The organism is Geodermatophilus sp. SYSU D01045 (assembly GCF_054050295.1).
In genome coordinates, this window is record NZ_JBJGZB010000003.1 from 88,873 (window position 1) to 104,509 (window position 15,637).

A 15,637-nucleotide genomic window follows, 5' to 3' on the forward strand; every position below is an offset into this window, starting at 1 on the left:
CCGACACGGTGTGTGGCACTCGGACCGGTGGGTAGGCGGCGGAGCAGTGCGCGGTCCACCGAGGACGCCGTCCCGCACTCCGATCAGCACAGAGGAAGTGGTCCCCACCCCATGGACGTGTCCTTCCTGGCACCGGTCTTCCAGGCCGCAGGTCCCTTCGCCACCGTGACCGCCGACGTCACGCACACCACCGAGAGCGCCGACACCGAGCTCGACCTCCGCGTCCGCGCGGTCGCCGAGAAGCTCGGCGAGCAGGGCGCGCCGGAGGCGGTCGTCGAGGCGGTCCGCGGCCGGCTGCTGGAGGGCAACGACGGCGGTGAGGCGGGCACGATCCGCGGCCGCGCGGTCGTCGTCGCCGCCGACGGCACCGTCGTGTTCGACTCCCAGCTCGCCGACGTGCCGCGCCAGGAGCTCGCCGAGTGGTCGCCGCAGCCGGACCTGCTGCCGGTGCTGCGCGCGCTGCCCGGGCGCGTCCCGCACGTCGTCGTCCTCACCGACCGCACCGGCGCCGACCTCACCGTCGCGAGCCTCCCCGGCGAGGCCGAGGAGGAGGAGACGGTGAAGGGCGACACCTTCCAGATCCGCAAGTTCCAGGGCGGCGGCTGGGCCCACCACCGGTACCAGCACAACGCCGAGAACAAGTGGATCCACAACGCCGAGGACGTCGCCCAGCACGTCTCCTCGGTCGTCCGGCGCCACCAGCCGCGGTTCGTGCTGCTCGCCGGTGACATGCGCGCCCGCCAGATCCTCTCCGACCGGGCCAGCGGGCTGTGGTCGGACCTGATTGTGTCCATCGACGAGGGCGGCCGGGCCGCCGGCGCCGACCGCGAGCCGGTCGAGCGGAAGGCCGCCGAGCTCGTCGCCGAGCACGAGGCGCGGGACGAGGCCGACGCCGTCGAGAAGATCAGCTCCGCCGGCGCCCACGGCCTGGCCGTCACCGGGACGGCGAACGTCGTCGAGGCGCTGCGGAAGGCGCAGGTGGAGACGCTCGTCCTCGCCGACCCCGCCGACGACGAGAAGCTGCTCGTGGGCGCCTCGCCGCTGGAGCTCGGCGTCGACCCGGCCGACATGGACGCCCTCGGCGTGCAGGAGGCGCAGTCGGTCCCCGCCGAGCGCGCGCTGCTGGCCGCCGCCGTGGCGAGCACCGCCGGCGTCGTCGTCGTGCCGCGGGCGGCCATGCCCGGCGACATCCCGGTGGCGGCGATCCTCCGCTACACCGACGACTCGACCCCGACCCCGCAGTGACGGAGGCGAACCCCATGAGCGACCCGCACCAGGAGGGCACCCCGGCCGGCACCAGCCCGGCCGACGTCGACCGCCGCGCCGCGATCGCCGAGACGCTCGGCAAGGAGGTGTGGCCGGCCGACCGCGACGCGCTCGTGGCCCGCGCGGAGGAGTCGAACGCGGAGGACCGCGTGCTCGCCGACCTGCGCCGGCTCCCGGCCGGGCAGACGTTCGAGAACGTCCAGGACGTCGCCCGGGCGCTGGGCATCGGCACCGAGCAGCAGCGGTTCTGAGGAGGTCCGCGTGGTCACGCAGAAGGAGCCGAGCCCCGAGGCCCTGGCCAACGTCACCGATCACAACGTCGAGACCCGCGCCGACCTGCTCCCCGAGGAGGCCGGCATGAAGGGCAGCGGCATGGAGGAGGTGGCCGCCGAGGTGATCCTCGCCGAGTCCGAGGAGCGCACCGTGCACCCCGACCCGGACGACGCCCAGGGCGCCCACCGCCAGTCGGCGGAGACGGCGGACCTGCCCTGAGCCAGCGGCACGAGCACCCCGTCCAGCTGCGCTGGTCGGACACCGACGTCTTCGGGCACGTCAACCACGCCCGCGTCCTCGGCCTGCTCGAGGACGCCCGGCTGGCCATGGTCGACCCCGCGCCGGGCTCGGGGATCATCCTCGCCCGGCTGGAGGTCGACTACCTGCGGCAGGTGCACTACCGGATCGGGGAGCACCTGACGGTGTCGACGTCGATCACCCGGCTGGGCCGCAGCTCGATCGGCATGTGCCAGGAGCTCACCCAGGACGGGCAGGTGGCCCTGCGCGCCGAGATGGTGCTGGTCAACTTCGACTACGCCGCCGACGCCTCGGCGCCCCTGACCGAAGCCCAGCGGGTGCACTGGTCGCGCTGGCTGGTCGACGGGCCGGGGGACGCCGCGGGCCGCTGACGCCGGGCGGTCCCCGGCGTAGCGTCCTGCCATGGCCGAGCCCGCCGCGCCGCCCTTCGCCCGGGACCACGACGGCGGGGAGCGGCTGGTCTTCTGGGGGACGACGATCGTCGTCCGCGCGTCCGCGGACACCACGGCCGGGGCCTTCACCCTGTTCGAGGAGCAGACCCCGCTCCTGGACACCTCCCGGCACGTGCACCGGGACACCGACGAGCTGTACTACGTGATCGAGGGCGAGCACGTCTTCGTGTGCGGCGAGCAGGAGTTCACCGTCGGCCCGGGCGGGACGGCGTTCCTCCCGCGCGGCGTCCCGCACGCCCACCGGCGGGTGGTGCCGCGCGAGGGCCGGCTGCTCTGCCTGACCTCCCCGGCCGGCTTCGAGGGCTTCTTCCGCACCCTCGCCGAGGCCAGCGCGACCGGCGGCTCGTTCGACGAGGCCTACCAGCGGGCCTCACGGGAGCACGGCGTCACCTGGCTCGGCACCGGCGAGTGACCGCCCGGCCCGCGGGTACCTGCGCCGCATGCCCAAGACGACGAAGAGCGGAGACGCGAAGGCCGACGAGATCCCCAGCACGCTGCAACGCTCGGACGAGAAGGCGCAGCGCACCTTCGCCAAGGCGCACGACTCCGCCGTCGAGGACTACGACGGCGACGAGCAGCGGGCCAACCGGGTGGCGTGGGCGGCGGTCAAGCACACCCACGAGAAGGTCGGCGACCACTGGGAGCCCAAGGACCACAAGGGCCCGAGCGACCCCCAGGCCGAGGGCGGCGCCGGCACCGACCGGGAGACCAAGGGCGGCGTCGACGCCAACGCCACCAAGGAGCACCTCATGGACGTCGCGAAGCGGCTCGACGTCAGCGGGCGATCGAGGATGAGCAAGGACGAGCTCGTCGACGCCATCCGCAAGGCCAGCGACCGCGCGACGGCGAGGGCGCGCGAGAGCTAGGCGCCGCCCCAGCCCGCCGGGACGGCCCACAGCTCGCGCTGCGGGGCGCCCAGCTCCGACGTCCCCGCGGACGTGAGGACGACCTCCTCCTCCAGCGCCAGCCGCAGGCACTGGCCGCCCCACTCGGGCACCGTCACGCGGACGGCGAGCTCCAGGGCGAAGACGGTGTCCGGGTGCAGCACGCGGTCACCCTCGCCGGGCACGCCGCGCTGGTCGTCCCACCGGCCGATCACCGGCCCGGCGCCGTGCCCGTGCACGCCCACCGGGTGGGAGTAGACGTCGGCATCCAGCCCCTCGGCGGCCATCGCGGCGCGCGCGGCGGCAAGCGCCTCGTTGCCGGTCCGCCCCGGTACCAGCGCCGCGGCGGTGAGCTCCTGCGCGCGGCGCCCCGCCGCCCACGCCCGCCGCAGGCCCGCCGGCGCGGCGTCCTCCCCGGGGCGCAGCAGGTAGACGCTGCGCTGCAGGTCGGAGACCAGGCCCAGGCTGGTCAGCCCGGCGTCGCAGGTCACCAGGTCGCCGGGCTCCAGGACGGCGTCCTGCGGCACGGTCGGGAGCCCGACCCCGCCGTCGGGCTGCAGCGGCACGCCGGCCCGCTGCACGGTGACCCCCGGGTGGAACCACGGCGGCACGCCCCGGGCGGCCAGCCGCTCGTGCACCTCCCAGGCCAGGTCCGCCGCCGTGGTCACGCCGGTCACGAGCACGGCGGGGGAGAGGACCTCGGCCAGCACCCGGTCGGTGAACCGCGCCAGGGCGCCGATGGCCGCGACCTCCTCCGGCAGCCGGGTCTCCAGCCAGCCGACGACCAGGTCATCGGCGGACACCAGCCGGCCGGCGAGGTCGCCGAGCGCCGCGGTGAGCCGCCGGTGCTCGGCGACCGACAACCCGTCGGCCAGCGGGTTCCCGGCCGAGACGTCGACGCCGATCCGCCGCGGTGCGGCCTGCGCGACGATCCGCCGCACCGCGGCCCACTGCGCGTCCTCGTCGTCGCCGACGCCCTCGGCGCCGCCGTCGTCCCCCGGTGACCAGCCGGGCAGGAACTGGCCGACCGGGTAGCGGGAGACCGCGACCGGCGTGACGCCGTCGTCGCTGCGGTGCAGGACCAGGACGACCAGCCGCCGGGCCGACAGCCACGTCGCCGGCAGCAGGGTGGGCAGCACCGGGTCCTCGCCGCCCTCCCGGCCGACGACCAGCCACAGGTCGATGCCGGCGCGGTCCATCAGGCCGGGCAGGAGGTCGAGCAGCCGCTGGGTCAGCCACCGGTCGCGGACGTCGGCCTGCTCGCGCCGCGACAGCGGCACCGTCCGCGTCGGGTCCGGGACGACCAGCGTCATGGGGACAGGGAAGCAGAGAACCGCCGTCCGCACCCGGTGGAACGGGAGGTCAGGCCCCGGTGGGCGCCGTCCCGGGCCGCGCGGCCCCCGGGACGGTCGGCGGGCCGAGCCGCTCGTGCGGCGGGGTGGCCCGCGGCCGCGGCGGGGCGACGGTGGCCACCCGGTCCCGGCCGGCCTGCTTGGCCCGGTACATGGCGGCGTCGGCCCGGTCGACCAGCCGCCACAGCGCGGCGGGGGCGTCCTCGCCGTCGACCGGCCGGGTCAGCGCGACGCCGATCGAGGCGGTGACCGCGTGCCCGTGCTGCTGCCGGGTGGCACGGACCGCGAGCCGGAGCCGCTCGGCCAGGTGCGCCGCCTCGCCGGGGTCGCCGACCAGGCCGAGGACGACCAGCTCCTCCCCGCCGATGCGGGCGAGCACGTCGCTGGGCCGCACGGTGTCGGCCAGCGCCCGCGCGACGGCCTGCAGCACGGTGTCGCCGGCGGCGTGCCCGTGCCGGTCGTTGACCTGCTTGAAGTGGTCGAGGTCGATGACCATCGCGGCCACCCGCTGCCCCTCGCGGCGGGCCTGCCGCCAGATCCGGGAGGCCTCCTCGACCAGGTGCCGGCGGTTGGCCAGCCCGGTGAGCGGGTCGCGGCGGGACTGCGCCTCGGTGGCCGCCAGCAGCCGCCGCTCGCGGCGCCGCAGCAGGTGCACCCCGACCGCCACGAGGTCGAGCATCCCGGCGGAGACGGCGACCTGGACGGCGAGCCCGGCCGTGCTCGCGTAGCTGTGCTGGACCGCCACCGCGACGGCGACCGGCGTGGCCGCCATGTGCACGCCGAGCATCCACGGCCGGAGGAACCACGCGGCCACCACCGAGGGGAACAGCAGCACCAGCGGCGTCGCGTAGCGGACCGGGTCCTCGATGCACAGCGCGACGACGGCGTAGACGAGGTCGCCGAGCAGCACCAGGCCGAACGTCTGCCACAGCCCGATGCGCCGGCGCACGATCAGCGGCACCGCGGCGAGCACGCAGGCGGCCATGCTGGCCCCGTAGGTGACGCCCGTGGCGCCCTCGCGGACGACGCCGTCGAGGGCGAGGTTGACCAGGCCCGTGAGGCCGCCGACGACGAGCAGGACGGCGAGCAGCAGCGCGGCGACCCGGTTCTCGGGACCGCCGGGCCCGAGGACGTCGTCCGGCGTCGCGGCGTCGGGGTCGGGGGGCCGGACGGAGGTCACCGGCGCAGGATGCCGCACGGGGACGACGTCGCGGGAGGTCCGCGGCGCGCCTGCCCGCTCATCGGGGGACCGGCCGTGCGCCGGCGGGCGGCGGCGCGGCGCCGTCGCTGGCAGGCTGCCCGCATGTCGCACCCGGACCCCGGCCTCGTCGACGTCCGCCCGCTGGCCGACCACCCGCTCGCCGAGGCCGGCTCGGCCGCGCTGCGCATGGTGGCGCCGGGTGCGGCCACCGCCGGGCGGTTCGGGCTGGTCGAGTACCGGCTCGGCCCGCGGTCGGCCGGCGCGGCGCCGCACTACCACCGGACGTTCTCCGAGTCGTTCTACGTGCTCTCGGGCGAGCTGACGCTCTACGCCGGGGGGCGCTGGCAGCCGTGCCGGCCCGGTGACTTCGCGCTGGCCCACGAGCGGGGCGTGCACGGCTTCCGCAACGACTCCGACGAGCCGGCGTCCTTCCTCATCCTGTTCACGCCCGGGCTCGCGCGGGAGTCGTTCTTCGCCGAGATGGCGGAGATGCGCCGGACCGGGCTCCGGCCGTCCCCCGAGGAGATGACCGCGTTCTACGCGCGGCACGACCAGGTGATGGTCGAGGAGTGACGACGGGGGCCCACGGCGCGAGCGTGGCGGCCCCGTTTCCGGGCATGTCGTGATCGGGTGTCCCCGGCACGCGGGGACCGGCTGACAGGAGGCGCGCGCATGGCCGAGGGACCGTGGTTCTACTGCCTGAAGCACCACACCGTGGAGCCCCGGGACGGCTGCGCCGAGCGGCACCGTCTCGGGCCCTACGCCACGCGCGAGGAGGCCGAGCACGCGCTGCAGTCGGTGGCCGAGCGCAACGAGCGCCTCGACCAGGAGGACCGGGAGTGGGAGGGCCGCTGACCGGTCCCGCCGACCGCCGCTGCCACGGGCCCCTGCCGGCCGGCCGCTCCCCGCCGGCCCGGCATGATCGGGCCCGGTGCGCCGGACCCGCCGGTGCCCGGGAGGAGGCAGCGTGACCACCGCAGCGGAGAGCCGTCCGGTCGAGGACCTGGTCGTCGGTGTGCTGGGCGGGACCGGCCCGCAGGGGCGGGGGCTCGCCGTCCGGCTGGCCGCCGTCGGGCAGCGGCTGCTGCTCGGGTCCCGGGACGCCGACCGCGCCCGCGAGGTGGCCGCGCAGGTCGCCGAGCGCGCCGCGGCCGCCGGCGGGGGCGAGGTCTCGGTGCAGGGCGGGTCGAACCTCGACGTCGCCGGTGCCGCCGACCTGGTGATCGTCGCCGTCCCCTACGCCGGGCACGCCGACACGCTCGCGGAGCTCGCGCGCCCGCTGGCCGGGAAGGTCGTCGTCGACTGCGTGGTGCCGATGGGCTTCGACGAGCTGGGCGCCTACGTGCTCGACGTCGAGGAGGGCAGCGTGACCCAGCAGGCCGCGGCGCTGCTGCCCGACTCCGACGTCGTCGGTGCGTTCCACCACCTGTCCGCGGTGCTGCTCGAGGACCTGTCGAAGCCCACCCTCGACGGCGACGTCATGGTGGTCGGCGACGTGCGCGCCGCCACCGACCAGGTGCAGGCGCTGGCCGGGCGGCTGCCCGGGATGCGCGGCATCTACGCCGGCCGGCTGCGCAACGCCCGCCAGGTCGAGGCGCTGACGATCAACCTGGTCTCGGTCAACCGCCGGTACAAGGCGCACGCCGGCATCCGCGTCACCGACGTCTGAGCGCGCTCACCGCCCGGCCAGCGCCAGCAGGTCCGGGACGACGGCGGCCGGGTCGGGCACCGCGGCGATCTCGGCGGCCACCTCCCGGGCGGCCGCGGCCAGGGCGGGGTCGCCGACCAGCCGCTCCAGCAGCGCAGAGGTGATCCCGCCCGGCTCGACGGCGAGGCCGGCACCGCGTGCGGCCACCAGGTCGGCGTTGGTGCGGCGGTCGCCGGCGCCGCGGACCACGAGCTGCGGCACGCCCGCGGCCAGCGCGGTCAGGACGGTGCCCGCGCCGCCGTGGTGCACCACCCCGGCGGCCGCCGGCACCACCCGCGGGAACGGCAGCCAGTCCGCCGTCCGCACCTCCGGGGGCAGCGGCCGCCGGGTCACGCGGCGGTCGGGCCGGACCAGGACGACGTCGAGGCCGGTGCCCGCGGCGGCGGCCGCGGCGTCGCGCATCAGCCGGTCGGGGCCGGGGGAGGCCACGGTGCTGCGGCTGACCAGCACCCGCGGCCGGTCGCCGGGGCGGGTGAGCTCCGCGTCGACGGGCCGGTCCGGCGTCCACGGGACGAACCGCACGGGTGTGCCGGAGCGCGGGCCGACCACGCTCGGCGGGGCCGAGGTGAGCACCTGCTCCGGCGGCGGCAGCTCCCCGAGCCCGCGGGCCGGGCGGTAGGTCCCCAGCGCCGCGGCGAGCAGCCGCCCCGCGTCGAACAGGTTGCCCTCCACCAGCACCGACGGCACTCCCCGGCGGGCGGCCACCTCCGCCCCGGCCGGGGCCAGCGACTCGTGCACCACCAGGTCGGGACGGTGCCGGCCGGCCGCGGCGAGGACGCCGCCGGCCATCCGGGCGCCGAGGGTGCCGAACAGCAGCCCGACCGCCTCGGTCCCGCCCCGCCCGGCCAGCTCGCGGCGGGCCAGCAGGGGCCGGCGCAGCATGATCCGCCCGAACAGCGGTCCCAGCCGCAGCCCGGGCGCGACGTCGACCGGCGACAGCTCCGGCGGGCAGCTCGCGACCGCGTCGCCGGCCGTGGCCACGACCACCTCGGCGCCGGCGTCGCGCAGGGCCAGGGCGAGCGGGACCAGCGGCAGGACGTGGCCGGTCAGCGGGGAGGCGACGACCAGCACGCGCATGCGGTCAGGCTGGCCGCGGCGACCTGCCCGGCACAAGGCGTGCGCGCCTCCCGGGAGCGTGTGCGCCCACGCCGCGTCCGCCGGCCCGGAACCCGTCTCCGGCGCACGCGCTCGGCCCACCGCCGGCCCGGAAGGCGTTCCGCCGCGCCCGGACGGCGGCGAGGATGGGGCCGTGCTGCTCGCGAGCGCGGTCGCGGTCCTGCACGCGGCCGTCGTCCTGTTCATGCTCACCGGCGCGCTGCTCGCGCTCCGGTGGCCGCGGCTGGCGTGGCTGCACGCCCCGGTGGCGCTCGCCGTCCTGGGGGTCAACCTGGCCGGCGCGCCGTGCCCGCTCACCACGCTGGAGCTCGCGCTGCGGGAGCGGGCCGGCGCCGCGCCCTACGACGGCGGCTTCCTCGGCCACGTGCTGTTCGGCCCGCTCGGCCTCGACGTGCGGTCGGCCGGCGTCCAGGCGGGCGTCTACACCGTCGCGCTGGGCCTCAACGCCGTCGGCTACGGGCTGCTGCTGGCGCGGGCCCGGCGCACGGCCGGGAGCCGCCGGGCCTGATCAGTCGAAGGAGTGCTCCGGGCCGGGGAAGACCCCGCTGTGCACCTCGTCGGCGTACTCGCGGGCCGCGCGCAGCAGCTCGGCGCGCAGGTCGGCGTACTTCTTCACGAACTTGGGCACCCGGCCGCCGTTGAGCCCGGCCATGTCCGGCCACACCAGCACCTGGGCGTCGCAGTCGGGCCCGGCGCCGATGCCGATCGTCGGGATGGACAGCTCCTCGGTCACCTTCGCGGCCAGTGGGGCGGGCACCATCTCCAGGACGACGGCGAACGCGCCGGCCTCCTGCACGGCGTGCGCGTCGGCCAGCAGCTGCTCGGCGCCGGCGCCGCGGCCCTGCACCCGGAACCCGCCGAGGGCGTGCTCGCTCTGCGGCGTGAAGCCGACGTGCGCCATCACCGGGATCCCGTTCTCGGTGAGCACCCGGATCTGCGGCGCCACCCGCACCCCGCCCTCGAGCTTGACCGCCTGCGCGCCGCCCTCCTTCATCATCCGGACGGAGGTGGCGAACGCCTGCTGCGGCGAGGCCTCGTAGGACCCGAACGGCAGGTCGGCGACGATCAGCGACCGCTTCGTCGAGCGGGTGACCGCCTTGGTCATCAGCAGCAGGTCCTCGACGGTGACCGGCACGGTCGAGGAGTGGCCGAGCACGACGTTCCCGGCCGAGTCGCCGACCAGCATCACCGGGATGCCGGCCTCCTCGAACACCTGCGCGCTGTAGGTGTCGTAGGCGGTGAGCATCGCCCACTTCTCGCCGCGCTCCTTGGCCTGCTGCAGGTGGTGGATGCGCACCCGGGCGGTCGACGTCCCGCCGTAGAGGACCGACTCCGTCATGCCTGGGCTCCTTCGCGGACGCTGGGCAGGCTCTCCCGCCAGCGGTTGGTGATGGGCAGCCGCCGGTCGCGGCCGAACGCCTTGAGGCTGATCTTCGTCCCGGGCGCGGACTGCCGGCGCTTGAACTCCGCGACGTCGACCAGCCGCAGCACCCGCGCCACGACCTCCGGGTCGTGGCCGCGCTCGAGCAGCTCGGCCATCCCGAGGTCGCGGTCGACGTAGTCCGCGATGACGGCGTCGAGCTCCTCGTAGGAGGGCAGCGAGTCGCTGTCCTTCTGCCCGGGCGCGAGCTCCGCCGACGGGGACTTGTCGATCGAGTTCTGCGGGATCGGCTCGGTCTCGCCGCGGTCACGGGCGTGGGCGTTGCGCCAGCGGGCCAGCTCCCACACCAGGGTCTTGGGCACGTCCTTGATCGGGGCGAACCCGCCGGCGGCGTCGCCGTAGAGCGTCGAGTAGCCGACGGCGACCTCGCTCTTGTTGCTGGTGGCCAGCAGCAGGTGCCCGTGCTGGTTGGACAGCCCCATGAGCAGCGTGCCGCGGATGCGCGCCTGCAGGTTCTCCGCCGCGGTCCCGGACAGCTCGACCTGCGACTCGAACGCGTCGACCATCGGCGCGATCGGCACGGTGGAGAAGTGCAGGCCCAGCCGCCGGGCGCTGTCCTCGGCGTCGGACAACGAGTGCTCCGTGGACCACCGCGAGGGCAGCGCGACGGCGTGCACCCGGCCGGCGCCGAGCGCGTCCACCGACAGCGCGGCCACCAGCGCCGAGTCGATGCCGCCGGACAGGCCGAACACCACCGACGGGAAGCCGTTCTTGTCGATGAAGTCCCGCAGGCCCAGCACCAGCGCCCGCCAGACCTCCTCGCAGTCGCCCAGCGGCGTGGCCACCGAGCCCGGCCGCGGCTCGAACGCCGCCGGCGGCTCCTCGGACACGACGGTGCGGGTGACCGTCATCGGCCCGATCCGGCCCTCCCGCCGCTCGGGCACCCGCGCCGGGTCGAGGGCGAGGTCGACGCAGAGCAGGTGCTCGACGAACTGCGGCGCCCGGGCGAGCAGCTCGCCGTCGGCGGAGACGGCCAGCGAGTCGCCGTCGAAGACGAGCTCGTCCTGCCCGCCGACCTGGTTGCAGTAGACGATCGGCGCGTTCGCCTCGGCGGCGCGGCGGCGGACCAGCGGCAGCCGCAGGTCGTCCTTGGCCCGCTCGTAGGGGGAGGCGTTGGGGGAGACGACGAGGTCGACGCCCGCCCGCCCGGCCACCCCGCACGGCCCGCCCTCGACCCAGAGGTCCTCGCAGATGGTCAGCGCGACGTCGGCGCCGCGGACCCGCACCACCGGCAGCTCGGAGCCGGGCACGAAGTAGCGGGCCTCGTCGAAGACGCCGTAGTTGGGCAGGTGCCGCTTGGCGTAGCGCGCCACGACCTGCCCGCCGTGCAGCAGCGCCGCGGCGTTGCGGGGCTGGGTGCGGCGCGGGTTGGCGTCGCCGGGGCGCTCCTCGTCGAGGGTCTCCTCGTCGCTCGGCGCGGTGTCGATCGCGACCGGGCCCTCGGTGTGCGCCAGGTACCCGACGACGACGGCGACCTCGCCCAGCCCCCGCTCCGCGAGGGTGGCCGCGAGGCCGGTGAGCGCCTGCTCGCTGGCGCGGGCGAAGGACTCGCGCAGCACGAGGTCCTCGGCGGGGTAGCCGGTGAGCGTCATCTCGGGGAACACGACGAGGTGCGCGCCGTCGTCGGCGGCCCTCCGCGCCCACTCGACGACGAGCGCGGCGTTGCCCTCCAGGTCGCCGACGCGGGTGTCGACCTGGGCCATCGCGACTCTCAGCTGCACCGTCACGTACCCATCCAACAACCGGCCCCCGGGACCGGCCAGACCGGGGACGGGGGAGGTGGACCCCGCCCGCCGACCGGCCCGGCGTCCAGCCGGCGCGGCCGTGCTGGACACCGGTGGGCGCCGACCCGCCGGCGCGGGACGACGACCCGGACGGCCTCGACCCGGACGGCCTCGACCGGACGGCCTCGACCCGGACGGCCTCGACCGGACGACCTCGACCGGACGACCTCGACCCGGACGGCCTCGACCCGGACGACGCCGCGCCGGTCCGCGGCTGGGCCTCAGCGGCCGTCGGGGGGCACGACCGCGCCGTTCGGCGCCGGCCGCGGCGCGGGCACCTCCGCGGGGGCCGGCGGGGGCGCCGCACGCTCCAGGAAGCGCAGCAGCTCCACCGGGAAGGGCAGGACGACCGTCGAGTTCTTCTCGGCGGCCACCTCGACCATCGTCTGCAGCAGGCGCAGCTGCAGCGCGGCCGGTTGCGCGGCCATGACCCCGGCGGCCTGCGCGAGCTTCTGCGAGGCCTGCAGCTCGCCCTCGGCGGTGATCACCCGCGACCGGCGCTCGCGCTCTGCCTCGGCCTGGCGGGACATCGACCGCTTCATCGACTCCGGCAGCGCGACGTCCTTGATGTCGACGCGGTCGATGTGCACGCCCCAGTCGACGGCGGGGGAGTCCAGCATCAGCTCCAGGCCCTGGTTGAGCCGCTCCCGGTTGGAGAGCAGGTCGTCGAGGTCGCTCTTGCCGATGATCGACCGCAGCGACGCCTGGGCGACCTGGGCGATCGCCGCCTGGTAGTTCTGCACGTCGACGACCACCCGCACCGGGTCGAACACCCGGTAGTAGACGACCGCGTCGACCTTGACCGTCACGTTGTCCCGGGTGATGCCCTCCTGGGCGGGGACCGGCAGGGTGACCACCTGCACGTTCACCTTGTGCAGCCGGTCGACGCCGGGCCGGATGAGGGTCAGGCCGGGCGGCCGGGGCTCGCCGAGCAGCCGCCCCAGCCGGAGCACCACGCCGCGCTCGTACTGCGTCACGACCCGCACGCTGCTCCCGCCCAGGAGGAGCAGCACCACCAGCACGACCGCCAGGATCACGAGGATCGCGTCCATGTCGTCCTCCGTCGCCGTCCCGGTGCGAGCCGCGGACGCACCGGTGACGCGGGGGTCAGCGTAGGCCCGCACCGGGCCCCGCGGAACTGTTCGACGAACGATCGTTGCTTCTAGAGTGGGCGGGTGGATCCCCGGGCGGACCAGGTCGCCGCCGTCGCCGCGCTGGCCGAGCCCACCCGCCGCCGGCTGTACGACCACGTCGTCCGCCAGGCGGAGCCGGTCGGCCGGGACGAGGTGGCCGCCGCCCTGGGCGTCCCCCGGGCGACGGTCGCCTTCCACCTCGACCGGCTGGTGGACGACGGGCTGCTCGACGTGCACTTCGAGCGGCGGTCCGGGCGCACCGGCCCGGGCGCCGGCCGCCCCGCGAAGCTCTACCGGCGGTCGGGGGGCTCGGTGGCGGTCTCGCTGCCGGAGCGCCACTACGACCTGGCCGGCGAGTTGCTCGCCGCGGCCGTGACCGAGGCCGAGGCGTCGGGCGAGCGGCCCGCGGCCGTCCTCGACCGGCGGGCGCACGCACGCGGGCGGGAGCTCGCCGCCGCCACCGACGGGGCCGGTGGCCGGGAGGCCGTGCTCCGCGTGCTGGAGGCCCACGGCTACGAGCCGCGCGTCGACGGCGACGCGGTCACCCTCCGGAACTGTCCCTTCCACACCCTCGCCCGCGCTCACACCGAGCTGGTCTGCGGCATGAACCTGCGGCTGCTCGAGGGTGTGCTCGACGGCGTCGGGCCCAGCGGGCTGACCGCCCGGCTGCAGCCGGAGGACGGCGCCTGCTGCGTGCGCCTGGACGGCACGCGCGACGGTTGACAGACCGGGCGGCCGGGTCTCTACTGCCAACCACCGTTGGTGATAGAGGAGGTCCGATGACCACCCACGCGCTCCGACGCACCGCCGCCCTCACCGCCGAGCCCGCCGTCCCCGGCCACCGCCGGGCCCTCCGCTTCGTCCGCGAGACCGGGGCGGTGGACCTGCCCGCGGCCGAGCGGGCGGTCGCCCAGCTGCTGCGGGCGCTCGGCAGGGACCCCACCGACCCGCACCTGGCCGAGACGCCGCGCCGGGTCGCCGACGCCCTCGCCGAGCTGCTCACCGGCCGGCCCTTCGAGCTGACCACGTTCCCCAACGACGGCGGGTACGACGAGCTGGTCGTCGCCACGGGCATCCCCGTCCAGTCGCTGTGCGAACACCACCTGCTGCCCTTCACCGGCACCGCGGCGATCGGCTACCTGCCGGGCGAGCGGATCCTCGGCCTGTCCAAGCTGGCCCGGGTGCTCGAGTCCTTCGCCCGGGACCTGCAGGTGCAGGAGCGGCTCACCCAGCAGGTCGCCGACTGGCTGCGGGACCACCTCGCGCCCCGCGGGGTGGGCGTGGTCATCGCGGCGGAGCACCAGTGCATGACGCTGCGCGGGGTGCGCGCCACCGGGTCCCGCACGATCACCTCCGCCCTCCACGGCGTGCTGCGCGACGACGCCCGCTCCCGGCAGGAGTTCCTCGCGCTGACCGGCGCCGTGCCGGGCACGGCCGCCTGAGGGGAGGCGGGACCCGTGGACACCCCCTTCGTGGTCGTCGGCGGTGGCCTCGCCGGCGCGAAGGCGACCGAGACCCTGCGCGCCGAGGGCTTCGACGGGCCGCTCGTGGTCGTCGCGGGCGAGCCCGAGGTCCCCTACGAGCGCCCGCCGCTGTCCAAGGGGTACCTGCTCGGCACCACCCCCCGCGAGGCGGCGCAGGTGCTCGACCCCGGCTGGTACGGCGAGCACGACGTCGACCTGCGGCTGGGCGTGCGCGCCGTCGGGCTCGACCCGGGCGCGCACCGGCTGACCCTGGACACCGGCGAGGAGCTCGCCTGGTCGCGGCTGCTGCTGGCCACCGGGTGCTCGGCCCGGCGGCTGCCCGTGCCCGGCGCCGGCCTCGACGGCGTCCGGTACCTGCGCACGCTCGCCGACGCCGACCGCCTGCGCGCCGACCTCACGGGTGGTGGCCGACAGATCGTGGTCGTGGGCGCGGGGTGGATCGGGCTCGAGGTGGCGGCCGCCGCCCGCACCCGGGGCAACGAGGTGACCGTCGTCGAGCCGCAGCCCACGCCCCTGCACGCCGTGCTGGGCCCGCGGATGGGGGAGGTGTTCGCGCGCCTGCACCGGCGGCACGGTGTCGACCTGCTCACCGAGACCACCGTGCGGGAGATCCGCGGAGCCGGCGGGCGGGTCACCGCGGTGGTGACCGACCGGGACGTGGGGCTGTCCGCGGACCTGGTCGTCGTCGGCGTCGGCGCCGTGCCGAACACGCAGCCGGCGGCCTCGGCGGGACTCGACGTGGACAACGGCGTGGTCACCGACCACGCGCTGCGGACCTCCGCGCCCGGCGTGTACGCCGCCGGTGACGTCGCGGCGTCGTTCCACCCGCTCTACGGCCGGCACCTCCGCGTGGAGCACTGGGCCAACGCGCTGCACGGCGGCCCGGCCGCCGCGCGCTCGATGCTGGGGCAGGACGTCCCGTACGACCGCGTGCCCTACTTCTTCACCGACCAGTACGACCTCGGGATGGAGTACTCCGGGGTGAGCGCGCCCGGGGACACGGTGGTCTGCCGCGGCGACCCGGACGACGGCGGGTTCATCGCCTTCTGGACGTCGGACGGCCGCGTCACCGCGGCGATGAACGTGGACGTCTGGGACGTCACCGCGCCCCTGCAGGCGCTGGTCCGCAGCCGTCAGCGGGTGCCGGCGGCCGCGCTCACCGACCCGGACGCGCCCCTGGAGTCGCTCGTCGTCTGACCGGCCCACCGGGTGGGGCGACACGGGGCGCCCCACCGGTGTGCCCGGCACCCGGACCGGGCAGGCTGTGCACGGACGACACGGCGAC

General features: G+C 76.3%; 19 protein-coding genes. 13 read left to right on the top strand and 6 right to left on the bottom strand.

Going from position 1 to position 15,637, the window contains the following annotated elements:
* Positions 1 to 111: 111 nt before the first annotated feature.
* The 6 genes from ACI798_RS03660 to ACI798_RS03685 are packed head-to-tail and all read left to right on the top strand — an operon-like array spanning position 112 to position 3,115.
* Positions 112 to 1,245, top strand: a complete 1,134-nt coding sequence (locus ACI798_RS03660) for a baeRF2 domain-containing protein (protein ID WP_456941989.1) — start codon at positions 112 to 114, stop codon at positions 1,243 to 1,245.
* A 14-nt stretch (positions 1,246 to 1,259) separates the two neighbouring features.
* Positions 1,260 to 1,517 (top strand): DUF2795 domain-containing protein, encoded by a 258-nt coding sequence (locus tag ACI798_RS03665; protein ID WP_456930362.1) that lies wholly within the window; start codon positions 1,260 to 1,262, stop codon positions 1,515 to 1,517.
* 10 nt (positions 1,518 to 1,527) lie between these two features.
* A complete protein-coding gene (locus ACI798_RS03670; RefSeq protein ID WP_457047257.1) occupies positions 1,528 to 1,758 on the top strand; it encodes a hypothetical protein in 231 nt (76 codons plus the stop codon).
* Positions 1,755 to 2,168 carry an acyl-CoA thioesterase gene (locus ACI798_RS03675; protein ID WP_456942003.1) on the top strand — a complete coding sequence of 138 codons (414 nt, stop codon included), beginning with the start codon at positions 1,755 to 1,757 and terminating at the stop codon, positions 2,166 to 2,168. Before ACI798_RS03670 ends, ACI798_RS03675 begins: the two co-directional genes overlap by 4 nt.
* Positions 2,169 to 2,199: 31 nt before the next feature.
* Entirely contained in the window at positions 2,200 to 2,661 is a 462-nt protein-coding gene (locus ACI798_RS03680; RefSeq protein ID WP_456941987.1) for a cupin domain-containing protein, read from the top strand.
* Positions 2,662 to 2,689: 28 nt separating this feature from the next.
* The gene (locus tag ACI798_RS03685) at positions 2,690 to 3,115 is read left to right on the top strand and encodes a ChaB family protein (RefSeq protein WP_456941986.1); all 426 of its coding nucleotides are present in this window, start codon (positions 2,690 to 2,692) and stop codon (positions 3,113 to 3,115) included.
* On the opposite strand, the gene ACI798_RS03690 is transcribed toward ACI798_RS03685, so the two are convergent.
* Both ACI798_RS03690 and ACI798_RS03695 read right to left on the bottom strand, forming a co-directional pair.
* Complete coding sequence (locus tag ACI798_RS03690; RefSeq protein ID WP_457047258.1) at positions 3,112 to 4,446, bottom strand: M24 family metallopeptidase; 1,335 nt, start codon at positions 4,444 to 4,446, stop codon at positions 3,112 to 3,114. The genes ACI798_RS03685 and ACI798_RS03690 overlap by 4 nt on opposite strands.
* A gap of 49 nt (positions 4,447 to 4,495) precedes the next feature.
* Positions 4,496 to 5,665: a diguanylate cyclase gene (locus tag ACI798_RS03695; protein WP_456941984.1), complete on the bottom strand. Its 1,170-nt coding sequence runs from the start codon at positions 5,663 to 5,665 to the stop codon at positions 4,496 to 4,498.
* Between the two features lie 123 nt (positions 5,666 to 5,788).
* Here ACI798_RS03695 and ACI798_RS03700 point away from each other — a divergent pair, with 123 nt between their 5' ends.
* The 3 genes from ACI798_RS03700 to npdG all read left to right on the top strand — a co-directional run bounded on the left by ACI798_RS03700 (position 5,789) and on the right by npdG (position 7,355).
* Positions 5,789 to 6,259, top strand: coding sequence for a cupin domain-containing protein (locus ACI798_RS03700; protein ID WP_457047259.1), 471 nt, complete (start codon positions 5,789 to 5,791; stop codon positions 6,257 to 6,259).
* Positions 6,260 to 6,358: 99 nt separating this feature from the next.
* On the top strand, positions 6,359 to 6,541 hold the full coding sequence (locus ACI798_RS03705) for a hypothetical protein (protein ID WP_456941982.1): 183 nt from the start codon (positions 6,359 to 6,361) through the stop codon (positions 6,539 to 6,541).
* A gap of 112 nt (positions 6,542 to 6,653) precedes the next feature.
* The gene (gene npdG / locus ACI798_RS03710; protein WP_456941981.1) at positions 6,654 to 7,355 is read left to right on the top strand and encodes an NADPH-dependent F420 reductase; all 702 of its coding nucleotides are present in this window, start codon (positions 6,654 to 6,656) and stop codon (positions 7,353 to 7,355) included.
* 6 nt (positions 7,356 to 7,361) lie between these two features.
* On the opposite strand, the gene ACI798_RS03715 is transcribed toward npdG, so the two are convergent.
* On the bottom strand, positions 7,362 to 8,471 hold the full coding sequence (locus tag ACI798_RS03715; protein WP_457047260.1) for a glycosyltransferase: 1,110 nt from the start codon (positions 8,469 to 8,471) through the stop codon (positions 7,362 to 7,364).
* Positions 8,472 to 8,643: 172 nt separating this feature from the next.
* Here ACI798_RS03715 and ACI798_RS03720 point away from each other — a divergent pair, with 172 nt between their 5' ends.
* Complete coding sequence (locus tag ACI798_RS03720; RefSeq protein ID WP_457047261.1) at positions 8,644 to 9,018, top strand: DUF2784 domain-containing protein; 375 nt, start codon at positions 8,644 to 8,646, stop codon at positions 9,016 to 9,018.
* Here the strand turns inward: ACI798_RS03720 and panB are convergent, their stop codons facing one another.
* The 3 genes from panB to ACI798_RS03735 all read right to left on the bottom strand — a co-directional run bounded on the left by panB (position 9,019) and on the right by ACI798_RS03735 (position 12,787).
* Positions 9,019 to 9,849 carry a 3-methyl-2-oxobutanoate hydroxymethyltransferase gene (gene panB / locus ACI798_RS03725; RefSeq protein ID WP_456941978.1) on the bottom strand — a complete coding sequence of 277 codons (831 nt, stop codon included), beginning with the start codon at positions 9,847 to 9,849 and terminating at the stop codon, positions 9,019 to 9,021.
* Positions 9,846 to 11,678, bottom strand: coding sequence for an NAD+ synthase (locus ACI798_RS03730; protein WP_457047262.1), 1,833 nt, complete (start codon positions 11,676 to 11,678; stop codon positions 9,846 to 9,848). The genes panB and ACI798_RS03730 overlap by 4 nt, the downstream gene beginning before the upstream one ends.
* Before the next feature lie 278 nt (positions 11,679 to 11,956).
* Positions 11,957 to 12,787 (bottom strand): slipin family protein, encoded by an 831-nt coding sequence (locus ACI798_RS03735; protein WP_457047263.1) that lies wholly within the window; start codon positions 12,785 to 12,787, stop codon positions 11,957 to 11,959.
* Positions 12,788 to 12,910: 123 nt separating this feature from the next.
* On the opposite strand from ACI798_RS03735, the gene ACI798_RS03740 reads away from it, so the two are divergent.
* The 3 genes from ACI798_RS03740 to ACI798_RS03750 are packed head-to-tail and all read left to right on the top strand — an operon-like array spanning position 12,911 to position 15,549.
* Positions 12,911 to 13,591 (top strand): helix-turn-helix transcriptional regulator, encoded by a 681-nt coding sequence (locus tag ACI798_RS03740; protein WP_457047264.1) that lies wholly within the window; start codon positions 12,911 to 12,913, stop codon positions 13,589 to 13,591.
* 56 nt (positions 13,592 to 13,647) lie between these two features.
* Positions 13,648 to 14,310 (top strand): GTP cyclohydrolase I FolE, encoded by a 663-nt coding sequence (folE, locus tag ACI798_RS03745; RefSeq protein WP_457047265.1) that lies wholly within the window; start codon positions 13,648 to 13,650, stop codon positions 14,308 to 14,310.
* A gap of 15 nt (positions 14,311 to 14,325) precedes the next feature.
* Entirely contained in the window at positions 14,326 to 15,549 is a 1,224-nt protein-coding gene (locus ACI798_RS03750; RefSeq protein WP_457047266.1) for an NAD(P)/FAD-dependent oxidoreductase, read from the top strand.
* The last annotated feature ends 88 nt before the right edge of the window (positions 15,550 to 15,637 follow it).

Excerpts from the sequence above, each read along its gene's own strand:
- ACI798_RS03665 (WP_456930362.1), top strand. The coding sequence starts at position 1,260 with ATGAGCGACCCGCACCAGGAGGGCACCCCGGCCGGCACCAGCCCGGCC.
- ACI798_RS03700 (WP_457047259.1), top strand. The coding sequence starts at position 5,789 with ATGTCGCACCCGGACCCCGGCCTCGTCGACGTCCGCCCGCTGGCCGAC.
- ACI798_RS03680 (WP_456941987.1), top strand. The coding sequence starts at position 2,200 with ATGGCCGAGCCCGCCGCGCCGCCCTTCGCCCGGGACCACGACGGCGGG.
- panB (WP_456941978.1), bottom strand. The coding sequence starts at position 9,849 with ATGACGGAGTCGGTCCTCTACGGCGGGACGTCGACCGCCCGGGTGCGC.
- ACI798_RS03735 (WP_457047263.1), bottom strand. The coding sequence starts at position 12,787 with ATGGACGCGATCCTCGTGATCCTGGCGGTCGTGCTGGTGGTGCTGCTC.
- ACI798_RS03690 (WP_457047258.1), bottom strand. The coding sequence starts at position 4,446 with ATGACGCTGGTCGTCCCGGACCCGACGCGGACGGTGCCGCTGTCGCGG.
- ACI798_RS03660 (WP_456941989.1), top strand. The coding sequence starts at position 112 with ATGGACGTGTCCTTCCTGGCACCGGTCTTCCAGGCCGCAGGTCCCTTC.
- ACI798_RS03685 (WP_456941986.1), top strand. The coding sequence starts at position 2,690 with ATGCCCAAGACGACGAAGAGCGGAGACGCGAAGGCCGACGAGATCCCC.
- ACI798_RS03705 (WP_456941982.1), top strand. The coding sequence starts at position 6,359 with ATGGCCGAGGGACCGTGGTTCTACTGCCTGAAGCACCACACCGTGGAG.
- folE (WP_457047265.1), top strand. The coding sequence starts at position 13,648 with ATGACCACCCACGCGCTCCGACGCACCGCCGCCCTCACCGCCGAGCCC.
- ACI798_RS03715 (WP_457047260.1), bottom strand. The coding sequence starts at position 8,471 with ATGCGCGTGCTGGTCGTCGCCTCCCCGCTGACCGGCCACGTCCTGCCG.